17 protein-coding genes are annotated in these 17,880 nt (G+C 65.1%); 9 read left to right on the top strand and 8 right to left on the bottom strand.

The genetic code is table 11. The features are described 5' to 3' along the window. The first annotated feature begins 199 nt into the window (after nucleotides 1-199). Nucleotides 200-2,248 (top strand): TonB-dependent receptor, encoded by a 2,049-nt coding sequence (locus C167_RS0106270; RefSeq protein WP_017517408.1) that lies wholly within the window; start codon nucleotides 200-202, stop codon nucleotides 2,246-2,248. Nucleotides 2,249-2,251: 3 nt separating this feature from the next. Here C167_RS0106270 and C167_RS0106265 read toward each other — a convergent pair whose 3' ends face one another. Then, nucleotides 2,252-3,115, bottom strand: coding sequence for an ATP-binding protein (locus C167_RS0106265; protein ID WP_017517407.1), 864 nt, complete (start codon nucleotides 3,113-3,115; stop codon nucleotides 2,252-2,254). Between the two features lie 83 nt (nucleotides 3,116-3,198). Here C167_RS0106265 and C167_RS0106260 point away from each other — a divergent pair, with 83 nt between their 5' ends. From C167_RS0106260 to cmoB, 8 genes are all read left to right on the top strand, one after another. Beyond that, a complete protein-coding gene (locus tag C167_RS0106260; protein WP_017517406.1) occupies nucleotides 3,199-3,993 on the top strand; it encodes an AraC family transcriptional regulator in 795 nt (264 codons plus the stop codon). A gap of 128 nt (nucleotides 3,994-4,121) precedes the next feature. Next, nucleotides 4,122-6,521 (top strand): endopeptidase La, encoded by a 2,400-nt coding sequence (lon, locus tag C167_RS0106255; RefSeq protein ID WP_017517405.1) that lies wholly within the window; start codon nucleotides 4,122-4,124, stop codon nucleotides 6,519-6,521. A gap of 267 nt (nucleotides 6,522-6,788) precedes the next feature. Further along, nucleotides 6,789-7,184, top strand: coding sequence for a protease inhibitor I42 family protein (locus C167_RS0106250; protein ID WP_017517404.1), 396 nt, complete (start codon nucleotides 6,789-6,791; stop codon nucleotides 7,182-7,184). A 122-nt stretch (nucleotides 7,185-7,306) separates the two neighbouring features. Further along, nucleotides 7,307-7,981, top strand: a complete 675-nt coding sequence (locus C167_RS0106245; protein ID WP_017517403.1) for a lysoplasmalogenase — start codon at nucleotides 7,307-7,309, stop codon at nucleotides 7,979-7,981. Nucleotide 7,982: 1 nt separating this feature from the next. Next, nucleotides 7,983-8,729 carry a substrate-binding periplasmic protein gene (locus C167_RS0106240; protein ID WP_017517402.1) on the top strand — a complete coding sequence of 249 codons (747 nt, stop codon included), beginning with the start codon at nucleotides 7,983-7,985 and terminating at the stop codon, nucleotides 8,727-8,729. Nucleotides 8,730-8,816: 87 nt separating this feature from the next. Continuing rightward, entirely contained in the window at nucleotides 8,817-9,389 is a 573-nt protein-coding gene (locus C167_RS0106235) for a hypothetical protein (RefSeq protein WP_026078837.1), read from the top strand. A 113-nt stretch (nucleotides 9,390-9,502) separates the two neighbouring features. Continuing rightward, nucleotides 9,503-10,243, top strand: a complete 741-nt coding sequence (gene cmoA / locus C167_RS0106230) for a carboxy-S-adenosyl-L-methionine synthase CmoA (protein ID WP_017517400.1) — start codon at nucleotides 9,503-9,505, stop codon at nucleotides 10,241-10,243. Beyond that, nucleotides 10,240-11,208 (top strand): tRNA 5-methoxyuridine(34)/uridine 5-oxyacetic acid(34) synthase CmoB, encoded by a 969-nt coding sequence (gene cmoB / locus C167_RS0106225; RefSeq protein WP_017517399.1) that lies wholly within the window; start codon nucleotides 10,240-10,242, stop codon nucleotides 11,206-11,208. The genes cmoA and cmoB overlap by 4 nt, the downstream gene beginning before the upstream one ends. A 215-nt stretch (nucleotides 11,209-11,423) precedes the next feature. On the opposite strand, the gene pdxJ is transcribed toward cmoB, so the two are convergent. The 7 genes from pdxJ to lepA all read right to left on the bottom strand — a co-directional run bounded on the left by pdxJ (nucleotide 11,424) and on the right by lepA (nucleotide 17,755). Continuing rightward, on the bottom strand, nucleotides 11,424-12,167 hold the full coding sequence (gene pdxJ / locus C167_RS0106220; RefSeq protein ID WP_017517398.1) for a pyridoxine 5'-phosphate synthase: 744 nt from the start codon (nucleotides 12,165-12,167) through the stop codon (nucleotides 11,424-11,426). Continuing rightward, on the bottom strand, nucleotides 12,160-12,864 hold the full coding sequence (recO, locus tag C167_RS0106215; protein ID WP_017517397.1) for a DNA repair protein RecO: 705 nt from the start codon (nucleotides 12,862-12,864) through the stop codon (nucleotides 12,160-12,162). Before recO ends, pdxJ begins: the two co-directional genes overlap by 8 nt. An 88-nt stretch (nucleotides 12,865-12,952) precedes the next feature. Beyond that, nucleotides 12,953-13,894 carry a GTPase Era gene (era, locus tag C167_RS0106210; protein ID WP_017517396.1) on the bottom strand — a complete coding sequence of 314 codons (942 nt, stop codon included), beginning with the start codon at nucleotides 13,892-13,894 and terminating at the stop codon, nucleotides 12,953-12,955. Continuing rightward, nucleotides 13,887-14,579: a ribonuclease III gene (rnc, locus tag C167_RS0106205; RefSeq protein WP_017517395.1), complete on the bottom strand. Its 693-nt coding sequence runs from the start codon at nucleotides 14,577-14,579 to the stop codon at nucleotides 13,887-13,889. Before rnc ends, era begins: the two co-directional genes overlap by 8 nt. After that, complete coding sequence (locus C167_RS0106200; RefSeq protein ID WP_017517394.1) at nucleotides 14,576-14,953, bottom strand: DUF4845 domain-containing protein; 378 nt, start codon at nucleotides 14,951-14,953, stop codon at nucleotides 14,576-14,578. Before C167_RS0106200 ends, rnc begins: the two co-directional genes overlap by 4 nt. A 142-nt stretch (nucleotides 14,954-15,095) precedes the next feature. Continuing rightward, nucleotides 15,096-15,950 carry a signal peptidase I gene (lepB, locus tag C167_RS0106195; protein WP_017517393.1) on the bottom strand — a complete coding sequence of 285 codons (855 nt, stop codon included), beginning with the start codon at nucleotides 15,948-15,950 and terminating at the stop codon, nucleotides 15,096-15,098. A gap of 5 nt (nucleotides 15,951-15,955) precedes the next feature. Continuing rightward, the gene (gene lepA, locus C167_RS0106190) at nucleotides 15,956-17,755 is read right to left on the bottom strand and encodes a translation elongation factor 4 (RefSeq protein WP_026078836.1); all 1,800 of its coding nucleotides are present in this window, start codon (nucleotides 17,753-17,755) and stop codon (nucleotides 15,956-15,958) included. Between the last annotated feature and the right edge of the window lie 125 nt (nucleotides 17,756-17,880).

Genomic DNA, 17,880 nt, shown 5'->3' with positions numbered 1-17,880 from the left:
GCCCAGCCGGAAGGTGCAACCTGGCGCAACTCCGCTTGAGCTCACACAAAATCATCTAAGCAAGAAAATCTTGCTAACCAATAGATATGTTATGTTATAACAAATAATACATCTTCCTATCCCCCTTCCCCGCCGCCTGGCGCATCCCCGATCACGAGGGAGGGGTTCGCTTTTCCAGAAGAAAAACCAGGAGCTCGTCATGCCCCCATCCCTCTCCCGCCCACGCTGGCGTCTAGCACCGCTGGGCCTGGCCCTGTGCGCCGGCGCACCCTCGCTGGCCGAGGCCGCGCCCACCGAGCTGGAACCCCAGGTGATTACCGCCAACCCGCTGGGTGACGCCTCCCCTGCCGCACCGAGCAGCGTCCTGCAGGGCGACCAGCTGACCCTGCGGCAGAAAGGCAGCCTGGGTGAAACCCTCAACGGCACGCCCGGCGTTTCCTCCACCTGGTTCGGTCCCGGCGCCAGCCGCCCGGTGATCCGCGGCATGGACGGCGACCGCATTCGCATCCTGCGCAATGGCGTGGGCGCGCTGGACGCCTCGTCGCTGTCCTACGACCACGCCGTGCCGGAAGACCCCAATGTGGTCGAACGCATCGAAGTCGTGCGCGGCCCGGCCGCCCTGCTCTACGGCGGCAACGCCATCGGAGGCGTGGTCAACAGCTTCGACAACCGCATCCCCAGCGAACCGGTGGACGGCATCCACGGCCAGGGCGAGCTGCGCTACGGCGGCTCGGACACCACCCGCAGCGCCGCCGGCGCGCTGGAGGCCGGTGACGGCACCTTTGCCCTGCACCTGGACGCTGGCTCTCGCGAGTTCAACGACCTGCGCATCCCCGGCTACGCCCACTCGGCACGCCAGCGCCAGACCGATGGCGACGACTCCAGGCACCGCGTGAGCAACAGTGACGGCCGCCAGGACAGCGGCGCCATCGGCGGCAGCTACCACTGGGACCACGGCTATGCCGGCCTCTCCTACAGCGGCTACGACAGCAACTACGGCTCGCCCGCCGAAGACGATGTGCGGCTGAAGATGCAGCAGGACCGCTACGCCTTCGCCTCGGAAATCCGCGACCTCGACGGCCCCTTCAGCTCGGTGAAGCTGGACGCCGCCTACACCGAGTACCAGCACAAGGAAATCGAGGACGGCGAGACCGGGACCACCTTCAAGAACGACGGCTACGAGGCACGCATCGAGGCCCGGCACAAACCCATCGGACCACTGGACGGCGTGGTTGGCGCGCAGGTCGCCAACAGCCGCTTCTCCGCGCTGGGCGAGGAAGCCTTCGTACCGCACACCGAGACCGACAGCGCCGCGCTGTTCTTCCTGGAGAACTGGCAGGCCACCGAACGCCTGGCGCTGAACCTGGGCGGCCGCGTCGAGCACACGCGCATCGAGCCCAACGCCAAGGACAACGAGCGCTTCGCCGAGAACGACGACGCGCGCAGCTTCACCGCCGGCAGCCTGTCCACCGGCGCGGTCTACAAGTTGACGCCGATCTGGTCGCTGGCCGGGACCCTGGCCTACACCGAGCGCGCGCCAACCTTCTACGAGCTGTACGCCAACGGCGCCCACGCCGCTACCGGCACCTATGAAGTGGGCGATGCCGACGCAAGCAAGGAAAAAGCTGTCTCCACCGACCTCGCCCTGCGCTTCGACAACGGCCGCCACAAGGGCAGCGTCGGCGTGTTCTACAGCCGCTTCTCCAACTACATCGGCCTGCTGGCCAGCGGGCGTTATCGCGACGAGGAAGGCGCGGTGGTGGACGCAGGCGACGACGAGGCGCTGCCCGAGTACCTCTACAGCGGCGTGAAGGCGGACTTCTACGGCGTCGAGGCACAGGACCGCATCCACCTTCTGGACAGCCCCTACGGCCGCTTCGACCTGGAGCTGTCCGGCGACTACACCCGCGCCAAGAACAAGGACACCGGCGAAGCGCTGCCGCGCATCGCCCCGCTACGCCTGAACAGCGCACTGCTGTGGGAGCTGCAGCAGTGGCAGGCTCGGGTCGAGGTGGAATACGCCGCCGACCAGAATCGCGTGCCGGAGAACGAACTGCGCACCGACGGCTATACCACCCTCGGGGCCAGCCTCGGCTACCGCTTCGACCTGGGCGACAGCCGCTGGTTGGCCTTCGTCAAGGGCGAGAACCTGACCGACCAGACCGTGCGCTACGCCAGCTCGATCCTGCGCGATAGCGTGCCGGCTGGCGGGCGTGGCATCCAGGCGGGGGTAAAAGTGGCGTTCTAAAGGCTACGGCCGACGCCCGGCGAAATCCCGGGCGAACTGTGCGGCGATTCGGCCGGACCGCGACCCGCGATGGGTCGCCCAGCGGATCGCCGCCTGCTCCCACTCCTCCGGCTGCACGCCGCCCAGGCCGTGGTATTCCAGCCAGCGGGCGACCGCCTCCAGGTACTGCTCCTGGCTGAAGGCATAGAAGGATATCCACAGGCCGAAGCGCTCGGAGAGCGAGATCTTCTCCTCCACCGCCTCGCCGGGGTGCAGTTCGCCGCTCTCGCCGCGTTGGAAGGACAGGTTGTCCTCGGCGCGCTCGGCCAGCAGGTGGCGGCGGTTCGACGTGGCGTAGATCAGCACGTTGCCGGACTGCCCGGCCACCGAGCCATCGAGCACGGTCTTCAGGCCCTTGTAGCCGGTCTCGCCATCCTCGAACGACAGGTCGTCGCAGAACAGGATGAAGCGCTCCTGGCGATGGCGCAGCAGGTCGATGATCTGCGGCAGGTCGGCCAGGTGCTCCTTGTCCACCTCGATCAGGCGCAATCCCTCGGCGTGGAAGGCGTGCAGGCAGGCCTTCACCAGCGAACTCTTGCCGGTGCCGCGCGCGCCGGTCAGCAGCACGTTGTTGGCCGGGCGGCCCGACACGAACTGACGGGTGTTCTGCTCGATCAGCGACTTCTGCCGGTCGACATTGCGCAGGTCGTCGAAGGCGATCAGTGCCGGTTCGACCACCGGTGTCAGGCGCGGCTGGCCCTGGCGGTACTCCCAGAGGTGAGCGATGGCGCTGTCTTCCAGCGCCACCTCGGCGCGCGTAGGCAGGGATTGTTCAAGCAACTGGGCGATTCGGGCCAGTTGTTCGGCGATCAGGGACATGTCGTTCATGGCGGGATCATCGAGGCAGAGGGGACTGGTAAGCAGCCTAACGATAGAGGAAAGTGGTCGTCTAACGACAAACAGGCATCCAGATGCGCAAAAAGGACATTCCACCCCAACCGCTGGAGAACCACGGTGACGAACGGGCCGCCAGCCCGGTGGCGGCCGTCGCCCTGGACTTCCCCGATGGCCATCAGGTGCCCGCCCACAGCCATCACCGTGCGCAGTTGCTCTACGCCGTGCGCGGCGTGCTGGTGGTCGGCAGCGCCAGCGGCCAGTGGGTGGTACCGGACAACCGGGGGCTGTGGATACCCGGCGGCGTCGAACACTGGACGCGCATGGTCGGCGACGTGCAGGTGCGCACCCTTTATGTGGAGCCGGGCAGCGCCCCGCACCTGCCTGCAGACTGCTGCGTACTGGCGGTTTCTCCGCTGCTGCGGGAACTGATCCTGGCGGCGCTTTCGATCAGCGGCGAGGTCACCCCGGACTCCCGCGACGGCCGCGTGCTGGGCCTGATGCTCGATGAACTGCGCGAAGACCCGATGCTCCCGCTGCACCTGCCCCTGCCCGCCCATCCGCGCCTGCGTGCGCTGTGCCAGGCCATCCAGGCCCAGCCCGGCGACCATGCCAGCCTCACCGACTGGGCCGCCCGGCTGAGCGTCGACAGCAAGACGGTGCAACGCTGGTTCTGCGCCGAGACCGGGCTGACCTTCGGCCAATGGCGGCAACAGGCACGCCTGCTGGCCGCCCTGGAACGTCTGGCCCTGGGCGAGAGCGTGCTGAGCGTGGCGCTGGAAGTGGGCTACAGCACGCCCAGCGCCTTCAGCGCCATGTTCAGCCGCCAGTTCGGCCGGCCGCCCAGCGAGTTCCTGCGGCCGCGTCGCTAATCCGTTCCTAAGCACCTGTCGTACACAATCGACCGAAACATCCCCAGACATATCCTTCGAACAATGGGATTGAAACCCCGAGCCGGTTTCCCCATCTAGACTGTCATGTTCAATCAGTCAGGTGCCTCATGAGCGACCACGACGAGATTCACGATATCCATAGCGCCGAAGAGGTCAGCAACACCGGGCTGGTGTTGCCGGGGCAGAACCTGCCGACCACGGTGTACGTCATTCCGATCCACAACCGCCCGTTCTTCCCCGCGCAGGTGCTGCCGGTGATCGTCAACGAGGAGCCGTGGGCCGAGACGCTGGAACTGGTCGCCAAGACCGAGCACCACAGCCTGGCGCTGTTCTTCATGGAGAACCCGCCGGAAGACCCGCGCCACTTCGACCCGGACAGCCTGCCCGAGCACGGCACCCTGGTACGCGTGCACCACGCCAGCCGCGAGGGCGGCAAGCTGCAGTTCGTCGCCCAGGGCCTGTCGCGCGTACGCATCCGCGGCTGGATCAAGCGCCACCGCCCGCCCTTCCTGGTGGAAGTGGAATACCCGCACACCCCCAGCGACCCGAGCGACGAGGTGAAGGCCTACGGCATGGCCCTGATCAACGCGATCAAGGAACTGCTGCCGCTCAACCCGCTGTACAGCGAAGAGCTGAAGAACTACCTCAACCGCTTCAACCCCAACGACCCGTCGCCGCTGACCGACTTCGCCGCCGCACTGACCACCGCGCCGGGCGCCGAGCTGCAGGGCGTGCTGGACACCGTGCCGATGCTCAAGCGCATGGAAAAGGTGCTGCCGCTGCTGCGCAAGGAAGTGGAAGTCGCGCGCCTGCAGAAGGAACTGTCCGCCGAGGTCAACCGCAAGATCGGCGAGCGCCAGCGCGAGTTCTTCCTGCAGGAACAGCTGAAGATCATCCAGCAGGAGCTGGGCATCACCAAGGATGACAAGAGCGCGGATTCCGACGAATTCCGCGCACGCCTGGAAGGCAAGACGCTGCCCGAGCAGGCGAAGAAGCGCATCGACGAGGAACTCAACAAGCTGTCGATCCTGGAGACCGGTTCGCCGGAATACGCCGTCACGCGCAACTACCTGGACTGGGCAACCTCCGTGCCGTGGGGCCTGATGGGCGTCGACAAGCTCGACCTCAGGCACGCACGCAAGGTCCTGGACCGGCACCATTCCGGCCTGGAAGACGTGAAGGACCGCATCCTCGAGTTCCTTGCGGTCGGCACCTTCAAGGGCGAGATCGCCGGCTCCATCGTGCTCTTGGTCGGCCCGCCGGGCGTGGGCAAGACCAGCATCGGCAAGTCCATTGCCGAGAGCCTGGGGCGGCCGTTCTACCGCTTCAGCGTCGGCGGCATGCGTGACGAGGCGGAGATCAAGGGCCATCGCCGCACCTACATCGGCGCCCTGCCCGGCAAGCTGGTGCAGGCGCTGAAGGAAGTGGAGGTGATGAACCCGGTGATCATGCTCGACGAGATCGACAAGCTCGGCAGCAGCTACCAGGGCGACCCCGCCTCGGCGCTGCTGGAGACCCTCGATCCGGAGCAGAACGTCGAATTCCTCGACCACTACCTGGACCTGCGCCTGGACCTGTCCAAGGTGCTGTTCGTCTGCACCGCCAACACCCTGGATTCCATCCCCGGCCCGCTGCTGGACCGCATGGAAGTCATTCGCCTGTCCGGCTACATCGCCGAGGAGAAGCTGGCCATCGCCAAGCGCCACCTGTGGCCCAAGCAGTTGGAAAAAGCCGGCGTGCCCAAACATCGGGTATCGATCAACGACGCCGCCCTGCGCGCGGTGATCGAGGGCTACGCCCGCGAGGCCGGCGTGCGCCAGCTGGAAAAAGTGCTCGGCAAGCTGGTACGCAAGTCAGTGATGAAGCTGCTGGAAGACCCGGACTCGGTGGTGAAGATCGGCGCCAAGGACCTGGAGGAGTACCTGGGCATGCCGGTGTTCCGCACCGAGCAGGTACTGTCCGGGATCGGCGTGATCACCGGCCTTGCCTGGACCAGCATGGGCGGTGCGACCCTGCCCATCGAGGCGACGCGCATCCACACGCTCAACCGCGGCTTCAAGCTCACCGGGCAACTGGGCGACGTAATGAAGGAGTCGGCGGAGATCGCCTACAGCTACATCAGCTCGAACCTGAAGAAATACGGCGGCGAGTCGACCTTCTTCGACCAGGCCTTCGTGCACCTCCACGTACCCGAGGGCGCCACGCCCAAGGACGGCCCCAGCGCCGGCGTGACCATGGCCAGCGCGCTGCTGTCGCTGGCACGCAACCAGGCGCCGAAAAAGGGCGTGGCCATGACCGGCGAGCTGACCCTCACCGGCCAGGTACTGCCCATTGGCGGGGTGCGCGAGAAGGTCATCGCGGCGCGCCGGCAGAAGATCTTCGAGCTGATCCTGCCCGAGCCCAACCGCGGCGACTTCGAGGAGCTGCCGGAGTACCTGAAGGAAGGCCTGACAGTGCATTTCGCCCGGCGCTTCGGGGATGTGGCGAGGGTGCTGTTCCCGGTTTGACACCGAACGGCTCGCTCCTGCTCCCTGTAGGAGCGAGCTTGCTCGCGAACCGTACGGCACAGCGCTGATCGCGGACAAAGTCTGCTCCTACGACAGCCTACATTGCGAGGGCAACTTGTAGGAGCGGGCCATGCCGCGATCGCGCCCACGGGGCGCGCCTACAGGCTGGCGCCACCCGACACCACATATCCTCCGCCCCGCGAAACCTCTACTTCTCCCACGATTGCGGTATCCTGCGCCCCAACCTGTCCCCACTCAGGAGCCGTCATGCCGTCGTACCACCCGTTGTTGCCCCTCACCCTGGCCCTGCTCGCCGGCTGCGCCGGACAGAGCAAACCCGTGGTCACCCTGGAAGACGCCAGCGATTGCAAGCCGCTGAAACTGCACACCGGCCAGGAACTCGTGCTGATCCTGCCGAGCAACCCCACCACCGGTTTCCGCTGGGAACTGCGCAACGCCGCCAACGGCCTGCTGCGCGCCCTCGGCCCGGAGGTCTACAGCAACCCGGAAGACGCAGGCCTGGTCGGCAGCGCCGGCGAATCCACCTGGCGCTTCCGCGTTACCGCCGCCGGCGAGGACACGCTTGAACTGGCCTACCGCCGCCCCTGGGAAGCGGAAGTAGCACCGGCGCAGACCTTCGTCTGCCCCATCCTCGTCAAGTAGGCACCGTCGAATAAGCGCAGACAACGAAGGCGCCATAAGCCGCTCGCGCTGACGCCTTCGGCCTGTAGGCCTGGCGTCGCGCTGCGGCACAGTGGACGTTCATTTCCTCGGGAGGGAACCCCATGCGCTGCACGCTCCTGGCACTGATCGGCGCTGCCGCCTACCTGTTCGCCGTCACCTTCGACCTGCACGCCCTGCGCATGCTGTGCAAGCCGCTGCCCGTGCTGGCCATGTTGTTGTGGATACTCGGCAGCCCCGCCGGCGGCTATCGCCGCTGGGTTGCCGCCGGCCTGGTGCTGTCGATGCTCGGCGACATCCTACTGGAATGGCCGATCAACGCCTTCGTGCCCGGCCTCGCCGCGTTCCTGCTGGCGCACCTGGCCTACCTGGGCGCCTACCTGGGCGATACCCGCCGCTTCGCCCCGCTCGGCCTGCTGGTCGCCGGCAGCTTGGGCGGCGGCCTGTTCGCGCTGCTCTATAGCCGCGGCCTGGGACCGCTGTTGCTGCCGATTGCGTTGTACAGCCTGACTATCAGCACCATGCTCTGGCGCGCCATCGCCCGCCTCGGCGTACCCGGCATCGCCAACGCAAGCCGCGCGTGCGCCGCTCTCGGCGCGCTGCTGTTCGTCAGCTCCGACGCGATGATCGGCATCAGCCGCTTCGTCGCCGCCTTCGATGGCTCCTCCTACGCCATCATGCTGACCTACTGGCTTGGCCAGTTCGGTATCGCCGCGTCCGTCACATCCCGTCATATCGCTCTGCCATACTCGGAAGGACAAACCACTTCCCAGGCCTGACATGCTGCGAATCGCGTCACCGCTGCTGCTCCTCTGTTCGGCGCTGACCAGCGCCGACCCCTTGCGCCTGGCCGGCGACGACTGGTGCCCCTACCTCTGCCCGGATAATCCGGACAAGCCCGGCTACCTGCTCGAAGCCCTCGGCCAGGTGCTCCCTCAACCGCCCCTGTTCGAACCCCTGCCCTGGCCACGCGCCTTGCAGATGGCCCGCGAGGGACTGGTGGACGGCGTGGTCGGCGCGTACAGCGAAGAGTCCGAGGAACTGCTGATCGGCGAGGAGCCCATCGGCTGGGTGACCATGCGTTTCTACGTGCGCAACGATAACCCCTGGACCTGGAAGGGCCCGACCTCGCTGAGCAGCCAGTCCATCGGCCTGGCGCAGGGCTATTCCTACGGCAAGGAAGTGGACGACTGGCGCGACGAGCACCTCGCCAACCACGAACAGGTGCAAGTGCTCAGCGGCGAAAAGGTGCTCGAGCGCAACATCCAGAAGCTGCTGCTCGGGCGCATCACGGTGCTGCTGGAAGACAGCCAGATCGTCGAGCACTACCTGCACCGGCATGGCCTGACCGAGCGCATTCAAGCAGCCGGCGAGCTCGCCGATAAACGCCCCATGTACGTCGCGCTCAATCCTCGCCTGGAAGGCGTGCAGGAACGCCTGGCCGACCTCGACGAAGGCCTGCGCGAACTGCGCCGCAACGACCAATGGAAACCCCTGATGCAGGGTTACGGCATCGCCGTTGACTAGTCCCGCGAAGGCGTGAGAAAAGTCCGGCAGAGCCCTCTGTCATCGGCTATAGATCAATCAATAAGAGACTGGGAAAAGGGGAGCTCCATGCGTGCAGTAGTTCGCTCGATGTTGTTGCTGGGAGCCTGCCTGACGCTCTCTGCCTGTGGCAGCCTGCTGCCCAGCGAACGCGCGGAAGTGCAGTCACCATTCCTGGATTACCAGGATGCACAGAGCCGCTACAACCAGGTCGACCCTGGCAAGACCACCAAGTCGCAGCTCTACGCGCTGGGCTTCGACCCTCTGTCCCAGGGCAACGCCAAGATGCTTTCCTTCATCGACGTGCGCCTGCTCTTCGTGCAGCCCAACATCCCCATCGACTACCTGCCCGACGGCCTGGTGACCTGCCTGCAGGCCAAGGACCGCTGCATCGGCTACGCCTTCGATTTCAACAAGACCGACAGCCAGCGCGTGGGCAGTTTCTGGGCCGACATCTTCAACTTTCGCAAGCGCCGCCAGGTGCAGGGCTGGTCATTCCGTCCGGTGTTCGTGCTGATCGACGACGTGGTGGTGCACAAGACCAGCAACGGCGAGCCGAACATCCGCCGCATGGAAGACAAGAAGAACCCCCTCGGTCCATTGCAAGGCGCCGGCGAATACTTCTCCGACCAGCTCAAGTGACCCTTATCGGCTGACGCTTGGGCGCACCCCGCGCCTCGGCTACAATGCGCGCCCCGGCAGACCGGGCGCGCCGCGCCCGCTTGCCTGTTCAGCGCAACGAGGCCCGATCCAGCGTGAGCGAATCCGACCGCATCTTCGCCCAGCCGCAAACCCAGGTTCCCGACTTCACCTTCAATGAGGACGTGGTGCGCGTCTTCCCGGACATGATCAAGCGATCCGTGCCGGGCTACCCCACCATCGTCGAGAACATCGGCGTACTCGGCGCGCGCTTCGCCACCCCGAACAGTGTGCTCTACGACCTCGGCTGCTCGCTGGGCGCCGTGACCCAGGCGCTGCGCCGCCACGTGAAGACCGAAGGCTGCCGCGTCGTCGGCGTCGACAACTCCGCGCCGATGATCGAGCGCTGCGGCGAATACCTGCGCGCCCAGGACGCCATGCACCAGGAGCTGCTGCCGGTCGAACTGATCGAGGCGGACATCCTGAAGCTGGACCTCAGGCCCTGCTCGCTGATTGCGCTGAACTTCACCCTGCAGTTCATCGCCCCCGAACAACGCCTGGAACTGCTCACCCGCCTGCACAGCGCCCTGCTGCCCGGCGGCGCGCTGATCCTCTCGGAAAAACTGCGGTTCGCCGACGAGCAGGAGCACGACCTGCTCACCGACCTGCACATCGATTTCAAGCGCGCCAATGGCTACAGCGAACTGGAAATCGCCCAGAAGCGCACCGCCATCGAGAACGTCATGCGCCCCGACACCCTGGAGACCCACCGCGAGCGCCTGCTGGCCGCAGGATTCTCCAAGGTCGTGCCCTGGTTCCAGTGCCTCAACTTCGCTTCCCTGATTGCCCTGCCATGATCGAACGCTTCGACCTCGACCGCCTGCGCCTTGAACTGGCCGGCACGCCACTGGAATCCTGGGCCGCCTCGCTGCCCGCGCAACTGGCCAGCAAAGTCGACGATGGCCATGGCGATCTCGATCGCTGGCTGGCCGCGGTGGATCGCCTGCCGGCGCTGCAAGCCGCTGCCGTCGAGTTGCGCGAGCGCTTCAACCTGGAAGGCGCCTGCGACGAAGCGACCCGCGATCAGCTTACGTTGGCTTTGCAGGGGCTGATCCCGTGGCGCAAGGGGCCGTTCAACCTGTTCGGCGTGCACATCGACACCGAATGGCGTTCGGACTGGAAATGGGAGCGTGTCTCGCCGCACATCGATCTGGCTGGCAAGCGCATTCTCGACGTCGGCTGCGGAAACGGCTATTACCAGTGGCGCATGCTCGGCGCTGGCGCGCGCAGCGTGCTGGGCGTGGACCCGAACTGGCTGTTCTTCTGCCAGTTCCTCGCCATGAAGCGCTATCTGCCGGGCCTGCCGGCCTGGCACCTGCCCTTCGCCCTGGAAGACCTGCCGGAGAAGCTGGAAGGCTTTGATACCGTGTTCTCCATGGGCGTGCTCTACCATCGCCGCTCGCCCATCGACCACCTGCTCGCACTCAAGGACTGCCTGCGCCGTGGCGGCGAACTGGTGCTGGAAACCCTGGTGGTAGAAGGCGACGTGAACACCGTGCTGGTGCCGGAGGACCGTTACGCGCAGATGCGCAACGTATGGTTCCTGCCATCGGTGCCGGCGCTGGAGCTATGGCTGCGCCGCGCGGGCTTCACCGATGTACGCAGCGTGGACATCAGCCGCACATCGGTGGAAGAACAGCGGACGACGGAGTGGATGCGCTACCAGTCGCTGCCGGACTTCCTCGATCCGGACGACCACAGCCGCACCATCGAAGGCCTGCCGGCGCCACTGCGCGCCACGCTGGTGGCGCGCAAGCCTTGATCTGTAATCCCGCAGGTACAGCTGCGTTCTTCTGAAAATCCTTGCCTGGGTTTCCCTCTCCCCGTGCCCTCTCCCTGAAGGGAGAGGGAGCCATCCGATGCCACCGGGCAGCTCGGTACTTCGCCTGATGCCGATCAGTCCCCTCTCCCTTCAGGGAGAGGGTTAGGGAGAGGGAAGTTCTCTGGCGAATGACCAGATGAAGTCCATCCCCCAAATCAGCGATTGGCCGCCGCCACGATCAGCGCCTTCATCTCGGCGACCGCCTGCTTGAAGCCCACGAACAGCGCATGGGCGACGATGGCGTGGCCGATGTTCAGCTCGTTGATCCCGGCAATCGCCGCCACCGGCTCGGCATTGTGGTAATGCAGGCCGTGGCCCGCGTTGACGATCAAACCATGGGACAGGCCGAACTCCACGCCATCGCGGATGCGTGCCAGCTCATGGGCCGCTTCGGCCGGGTTGTGCGCGTCGGCATAACGGCCGGTGTGCAGTTCCACCGCCGGCGCGCCAATACGCGCGGAAGCTTCGATCTGACGCTGGTCGGGATCGATGAACAGCGACACTTCGCAACCAGCAGCCGCCAAGCGCTGCACCGCCTCGCGGATGCGCGCTTCCTGGCCGGCGACGTCCAGCCCGCCTTCGGTAGTCAGTTCCTGGCGGGTCTCCGGGACCAGGCAGACGTGGGCCGGGCGGATGATCTCGGCGAACTTCATCATCTCCTCGGTGACGCCCATCTCGAAGTTCATGCGGGTCTGCAGCACTTCGGCGAGCACGCGCACGTCGCGGTCCTGGATGTGCCGGCGATCTTCGCGCAGGTGTACGGTGATGCCGTCGGCACCGGCTTCCTCGGCGTCCAGCGCGGCTTTCACCGGGTCGGGATAGCGGGTGCCACGAGCCTGGCGCAGGGTAGCGACGTGGTCGATGTTCACGCCGAGCAGAATACGGTTGGCTTCAGTCACGGGAGTTGTCCTTGCGATTCATGAAGAGCTCGCGGCTGACCAGCGGTCGGCCGCCAAGATGGGGTGCCAGGGCCTGGCGCATCAGGCGCTTGGCCGCCGCCAGGGCGCCGGGCGCGCTCCAGTCGGCTTCAGCCATTGCCAGCAGGTCGGCGCCATGGAACAGCCCCGGCTGCAGGCCGCCGACCGGTTCCAGGCCGGAGTCGGGCACCAGACGGTAGAGGCCATCCGGCGCGACAGGCTGGCCGACGATATCGCTGTCCAGGGAAAAACCATAGCCCAGGTCGTCCAGCAGCCGCCATTCGAACGAGCGCAGCAGCGGTTCCAGCGGGCTGCCGGCAGCCAGCAGCGGCAGGGTCGCGCGGTAGTGCTCGAACAGGGCGGGGTGCGGGTCTTCGGCCGGCAACAGGCGAATCATCAGCTCGTTCAGGTACAGGCCGCTGAACAGCGCTTCGCCACTGAGCAGGTTGGGGATGCCGTTGGGCTCCAGGCGCACGACATTCTTCAGGTCGCTGCGCCCGCGGAATTCGGCTTCCAGCGGCACGAACGGCCGCGCCAGCGCTCCAGCCTTGCCCCGCGCACCACGAAGGACGGCGCGCAGCCGTCCCTGCGGGGTGAAGAAATCCACCAGCGCACTGGTTTCCTTGTAGGGACGGCTGTGCAGGACGAAGGCGGCTTGGGCAGTAGAAGCGAGGCTCATGGCGCTGCGCCTGGAGTGGAAGTCGGAAGGCGGACGCGCTCAGGCGCCCGGAGGGTGTGCCCCGCGATGGCTCGCGGGGCAGCAAGGATCAAAGGTCGCCGTAGCCCAGCGAACGCAGCGCACGTTCGTCGTCGGACCAGCCGCCCTTCACTTTCACCCAGAGGTTGAGCATGACCTTGGAGTCGAACAGCACTTCCATGTCCTTGCGGGCGTTCTGGCCGATGCTTTTGATGCGCTCGCCCTTCTCGCCAATGATGATCTTCTTCTGACCGTCGCGTTCCACCAGGATCAGCGCATGGATGTGCAGGATCGGACCGTCCTGCTTGAACTCTTCGATCTCCACCGTGACCTGGTACGGCAGCTCGGCACCCAGCTGGCGCATGATCTTCTCGCGCACCAGTTCGGCGGCGAGGAAGCGGCTGCTGCGGTCGGTGATCTGGTCTTCGGGGAAGAAGTGCTCGCTCTCCGGCAGGCGCTCGGCCACCAGGGATTCCAGGACGTCGAGGTTCTGCCCGTGCTGGGCGGAAATCGGCACGACTTCGGCGTTGGGCAGTTGCTCGGCCAGCCACTGCAGATGCGGCAGCAACTCGCCCTTGTCCTCCATGCGGTCGACCTTGTTCACCGCCAGCAGGACAGGACAGCTCACGTACTTGACCTTGTCATAGACCATCTGGTCTTCGTCGGTCCAGCGGTTGCGGTCGACGACGAAGATGACCACGTCGACGTCCTTCAGCGCGGCGCTGGCCGACCGGTTCATGTAACGGTTGAGCGCCTTGTCGTTGTCCTTGTGCAGGCCGGGGGTATCGACGTACACCGCCTGCACGTCACCCTCGGTCTTGATACCCAGCAGGGTGTGGCGGGTGGTCTGCGGCTTGCGCGAGGTGATCGCCAGCTTCTGCCCGAGGATGTGGTTGAGCAGGGTCGACTTGCCGACGTTGGGGCGGCCGACGATGGCGACGTAACCGCAACGAACGGCTCCTGCTTCATCGTGCTCGGATGGGTCGTGCTGGTCTTGCTCGTGCTCACTCATGGCCATTCTCCACGCCCAGGGCTGCCAGTGCGGCGGCGGCGGCCACCTGCTCGGCGATGCGGCGGCTGCCGCCGTGGCCGTGGGTCTTGTCGTTCAGCAGGGCCACCTCGCACTCCACGAAGAAAGTGCGGCAATGCGGTTCGCCCTGGATATCCACCACGTCGTAACGCGGCAGTTCGCACCCGCGCGACTGCAGGAACTCCTGCAGGCGGGTCTTGGGGTCCTTGTTGGTATCCACCGGGGTCAGCTCGCGCAACTGCGGGCCGAGCCAATCCATGATTCGCTCACGGGCGGAATCCATGCCGGTGTCCAGATAGATGGCGCCGATCAGCGCCTCCATGGCGTCAGCCAGGATCGACTCGCGGCGATAACCGCCGCTCTTGAGCTCACCCGAACCCAGTCGCAGGTAATCCCCGATCTCAAACCCGCGGGCCAACAGGGCCAGGGTCTCGCCCTTCACCAGTCGTGCGCGCAGGCGCGACAGCTGGCCTTCGCGGGCCTGGGGAAAGTGGGTGAACAGGGCTTCGCCGATGACGAAGTTGAGGATGGCGTCACCGAGAAATTCCAGGCGCTCGTTGTTGCGCCCGGCGAAACTGCGATGGGTCAGCGCCAGGACCATCAGGTCCTGGTCGCGGAAGGTGTAGCCAAGCTTGCGCTCGAGTCGATCCAGACTGTTGTTACTCACGGCATTCGTACACGGAATTCTTTGTCAAATTTGACCACCAGGTCGATGTTCTGCACCAGCGGCTCGCGTTTTTCGTATTTGAGGTGGGCGCGGAACTCGTTGTTCTCGAGCTTCACGTCCAGGGCATCGTCCAGATTGAGGTCGCGAATGTTGTTGAGCATCAGCGCCTTGCCTACATAGGAATAGAACTCGGGGACAGTATGCACTTCGGCGGCCTTGTCGGTTTCCACCGAGGTGATGGCCTTCTCGATGGCGTAGTAGTCCAGGTAGTGCGGAATGATCTTGAACGCGGCACTGGCAAGAAACGCCACGAGCGCAAGAACGACCAGCCAACCCAGCAACGACATTCCCTTCTGCGAACGTGCGTACGTCATATCGACCTCATGTCGGTATCTTTCTTATATGCCCGCCAGGCGCGGCGGGTCCAAGTGAAGCGGGGCTGCCTCGCTCCCCGCGTGCAGCCCCGCCCTTTTCTAGCACCGCTCCAGCCTTGCCGGCCTGAAACGTCTCACAAGTTTAGTGAATCACGCCGACTCGCGAGAAATTCGGCAGATTGCGCATTTTCGGGTCCGGCCAGCTCATCCACACCGCGAACGCCTTGCCGACGATATTGCGGTCCGGAACCATGCCCAGCAGGTCCTTGGGAATCTTCGGATCGTTCCAGTAGCGGCTGTCGTTGGAGTTGTCGCGGTTGTCGCCCATCATGAAGTAATGGCCGGCCGGCACTTTCCACTGCTTGCCCGGTTCGATGCGGAAGCGGGTCATTTCCTTGCGGATCATGTGCTCCACCGCGCCCAGCTTCTCCTGATACAGCGTTACGCTGCCCAAGGTGCCCGGCTCTTCGCCCACCAGCGACTCGGCCACGGCCTGGTCGTTGATGTACAGGCGCTTGTCGCTGGTGTAGCGAATGGTGTCGCCCGGTACGCCGATGACACGCTTGATGTAGTTGATGTTCGGGTCGCTGGGGTAGCGGAACACCATGACATCGCCACGCTGCGGATCACCCACCGGGATTACCTTGGTGTCCAGCACCGGCAGACGGATGCCATAGGCGAACTTGTTCACCAGGATGAAATCGCCCACTTCCAGGGTCGGCTTCATCGAACCCGACGGGATCTGGAAGGGCTCGACCAGGAACGAGCGCAGCACCAGCACGATGAACAGCACCGGGAAGAACGACTTGCCGTACTCGACGAGCACCGGCTCCTTGTTCAGTTTTTCCAGCACTTCCGGGTCGGGCTCGCCGACTGTGCCCTCGTAGGCGGAAATGGCTGCCCGGCGGCGCGGTGCAAACAGCACCAGGTCCACCAGGGCGAGAACGCCGCATACCGCGACGGCAATCACCAGCAACAGCGGGAAATTCAGGGTCATAGGGTTCAACTGTCCACTTTGAGCACAGCGAGGAAGGCTTCCTGCGGAATCTCCACGCTACCGACCTGCTTCATCCTTTTCTTACCGGCCTTCTGCTTCTCCAGCAGCTTGCGCTTACGGCTCACGTCACCACCGTAGCACTTGGCCAGCACGTTCTTCCTGAGCGCCTTGACCGTCGAGCGGGCGATGATCTGCCCACCGATGGCCGCCTGAATCGCGACATCGAACATCTGCCGCGGAATCAATTCCTTCATTTTCTCCACCAACTGACGGCCCTTGTACGGGGCGTTGTCGCGGTGGACGATCAGGGCGAGGGCGTCAACCTTCTCACCGTTGATCAGCACATCGAGGCGAACCAGGTTGGCCGGCTCGAAGCGGTCGAAGCTGTAGTCCAGCGAAGCATAGCCACGGCTGGTGGACTTCAGGCGGTCGAAGAAGTCCAGCACCACTTCGTTCATCGGCAGGTCGTAGATCACCTGGACCTGGCCACTGAGGAAGTGCATGTCGCGCTGGACGCCGCGCTTCTCGATGCACAGGGTAATGACGTTGCCCAGGTGCTCCTGAGGCACAAGGATAGTGGCGCGGCAAATTGGCTCACGCATCTCGTCGATGGACGAGAGGTCCGGCAGCTTCGACGGGTTGTCGACATAGAGGATGTCGCCGTTCTTCTGCACGATCTCGAAGATTACGGTCGGCGCGGTGGTGATCAGGTCCAGGTCGTACTCGCGCTCCAGGCGCTCCTGGATGATCTCCATGTGCAGCATGCCGAGGAAGCCGATGCGGAAGCCGAAGCCGAGGGCCTCGGAGCTTTCCGGCTCGTACTGCAGTGCAGCGTCGTTCAGGGTCAGCTTCTGCAGGGCTTCGCGGAAGTCCTCGAAGTCGTCCGAGCTGACCGGGAACAGGCCGGCGTAGACCTGCGGCTTGATGCGCTTGAAGCCCGGCAGCACGTCCACGTCCGGGGTGCTGTTGAGGGTCAGGGTATCGCCTACCGGCGCACCGAGGATGTCCTTGATGCCGGCGATGATGAAGCCCACTTCGCCGGCCTTGAGGTCCGCAGTCTCGGTGTGCTTCGGGGTGAAGACGCCGACGCTGTCCACCTGGTGGACCTTGCCGGTCGACTTCACCAGGATCTTGTCGCCCTTCTTGACGCGGCCGTGCTTCACGCGCACCAGCGAGACCACGCCCAGGTAGTTGTCGAACCAGGAGTCGATGATCAGCGCCTGCAGCGGCGCATCGATATTACCTTCCGGCGACGGGATGGTCGCAACCAGGCGCTCCAGCACCTCGTCGACGCCCATGCCGCTCTTGGCCGAACAGGCCACGGCATCGGTGGCATCGATACCGATGATGCTTTCGATCTCGTCCTTCACGCGGTCCGGGTCGGCCTGCGGCAGGTCCATCTTGTTCAGGACCGGCATCACTTCCAGGCCCTGCTCGATAGCGGTGTAGCAGTTGGCGACCGACTGCGCTTCCACGCCCTGGCCGGCATCCACCACCAGCAGCGCGCCTTCGCACGCAGCCAGCGAACGGCTGACTTCGTAGGTGAAGTCGACGTGGCCGGGGGTGTCGATGAAGTTCAGCTGGTAGGTCCTGCCGTCCTTCGCCTTGTAGTGAAGGGTGACGCTATGCGCCTTGATGGTGATGCCGCGCTCGCGCTCCAGGTCCATGGAGTCCAGTACCTGGGCCTCCATCTCGCGGTCGGACAGGCCGCCGCACATCTGGATGAAGCGGTCTGCCAGCGTCGACTTGCCATGGTCGATGTGGGCGATAATGGAGAAATTGCGGATATGACTCAGGTCACTCACGGCGAACACACTCGGAAGGCTGAAGGCGGCGGTCCGCCGAAAAATAGCCGGGGAGTTTACCTGACTACAGCCTGATGCGTCACGCCGCGCCGGACAGTCAGGATCGGGTAGGAGGCGGCCTCACG

The sequence above is a fragment of the Pseudomonas nitroreducens TX1 genome, from assembly GCF_000313755.1.
In the GTDB taxonomy this organism is placed as follows: domain Bacteria; phylum Pseudomonadota; class Gammaproteobacteria; order Pseudomonadales; family Pseudomonadaceae; genus Pseudomonas; species Pseudomonas nitroreducens_A.
This window is presented reverse-complemented; position numbering and strand designations above follow the sequence as displayed.

What these genes read in the sequence shown, in the direction of transcription:
- C167_RS0106270 (WP_017517408.1), top strand. Translation starts at nt 200, where the DNA reads ATGCCCCCATCCCTCTCCCGCCCACGCTGGCGTCTAGCACCGCTGGGC.
- C167_RS0106265 (WP_017517407.1), bottom strand. Translation starts at nt 3,115, where the DNA reads ATGAACGACATGTCCCTGATCGCCGAACAACTGGCCCGAATCGCCCAG.
- C167_RS0106260 (WP_017517406.1), top strand. Translation starts at nt 3,199, where the DNA reads ATGCGCAAAAAGGACATTCCACCCCAACCGCTGGAGAACCACGGTGAC.
- lon (WP_017517405.1), top strand. Translation starts at nt 4,122, where the DNA reads ATGAGCGACCACGACGAGATTCACGATATCCATAGCGCCGAAGAGGTC.
- C167_RS0106250 (WP_017517404.1), top strand. Translation starts at nt 6,789, where the DNA reads ATGCCGTCGTACCACCCGTTGTTGCCCCTCACCCTGGCCCTGCTCGCC.
- C167_RS0106245 (WP_017517403.1), top strand. Translation starts at nt 7,307, where the DNA reads ATGCGCTGCACGCTCCTGGCACTGATCGGCGCTGCCGCCTACCTGTTC.
- C167_RS0106240 (WP_017517402.1), top strand. Translation starts at nt 7,983, where the DNA reads ATGCTGCGAATCGCGTCACCGCTGCTGCTCCTCTGTTCGGCGCTGACC.
- C167_RS0106235 (WP_026078837.1), top strand. Translation starts at nt 8,817, where the DNA reads ATGCGTGCAGTAGTTCGCTCGATGTTGTTGCTGGGAGCCTGCCTGACG.
- cmoB (WP_017517399.1), top strand. Translation starts at nt 10,240, where the DNA reads ATGATCGAACGCTTCGACCTCGACCGCCTGCGCCTTGAACTGGCCGGC.
- recO (WP_017517397.1), bottom strand. Translation starts at nt 12,864, where the DNA reads ATGAGCCTCGCTTCTACTGCCCAAGCCGCCTTCGTCCTGCACAGCCGT.
- era (WP_017517396.1), bottom strand. Translation starts at nt 13,894, where the DNA reads ATGAGTGAGCACGAGCAAGACCAGCACGACCCATCCGAGCACGATGAA.
- C167_RS0106200 (WP_017517394.1), bottom strand. Translation starts at nt 14,953, where the DNA reads ATGACGTACGCACGTTCGCAGAAGGGAATGTCGTTGCTGGGTTGGCTG.
- lepB (WP_017517393.1), bottom strand. Translation starts at nt 15,950, where the DNA reads ATGACCCTGAATTTCCCGCTGTTGCTGGTGATTGCCGTCGCGGTATGC.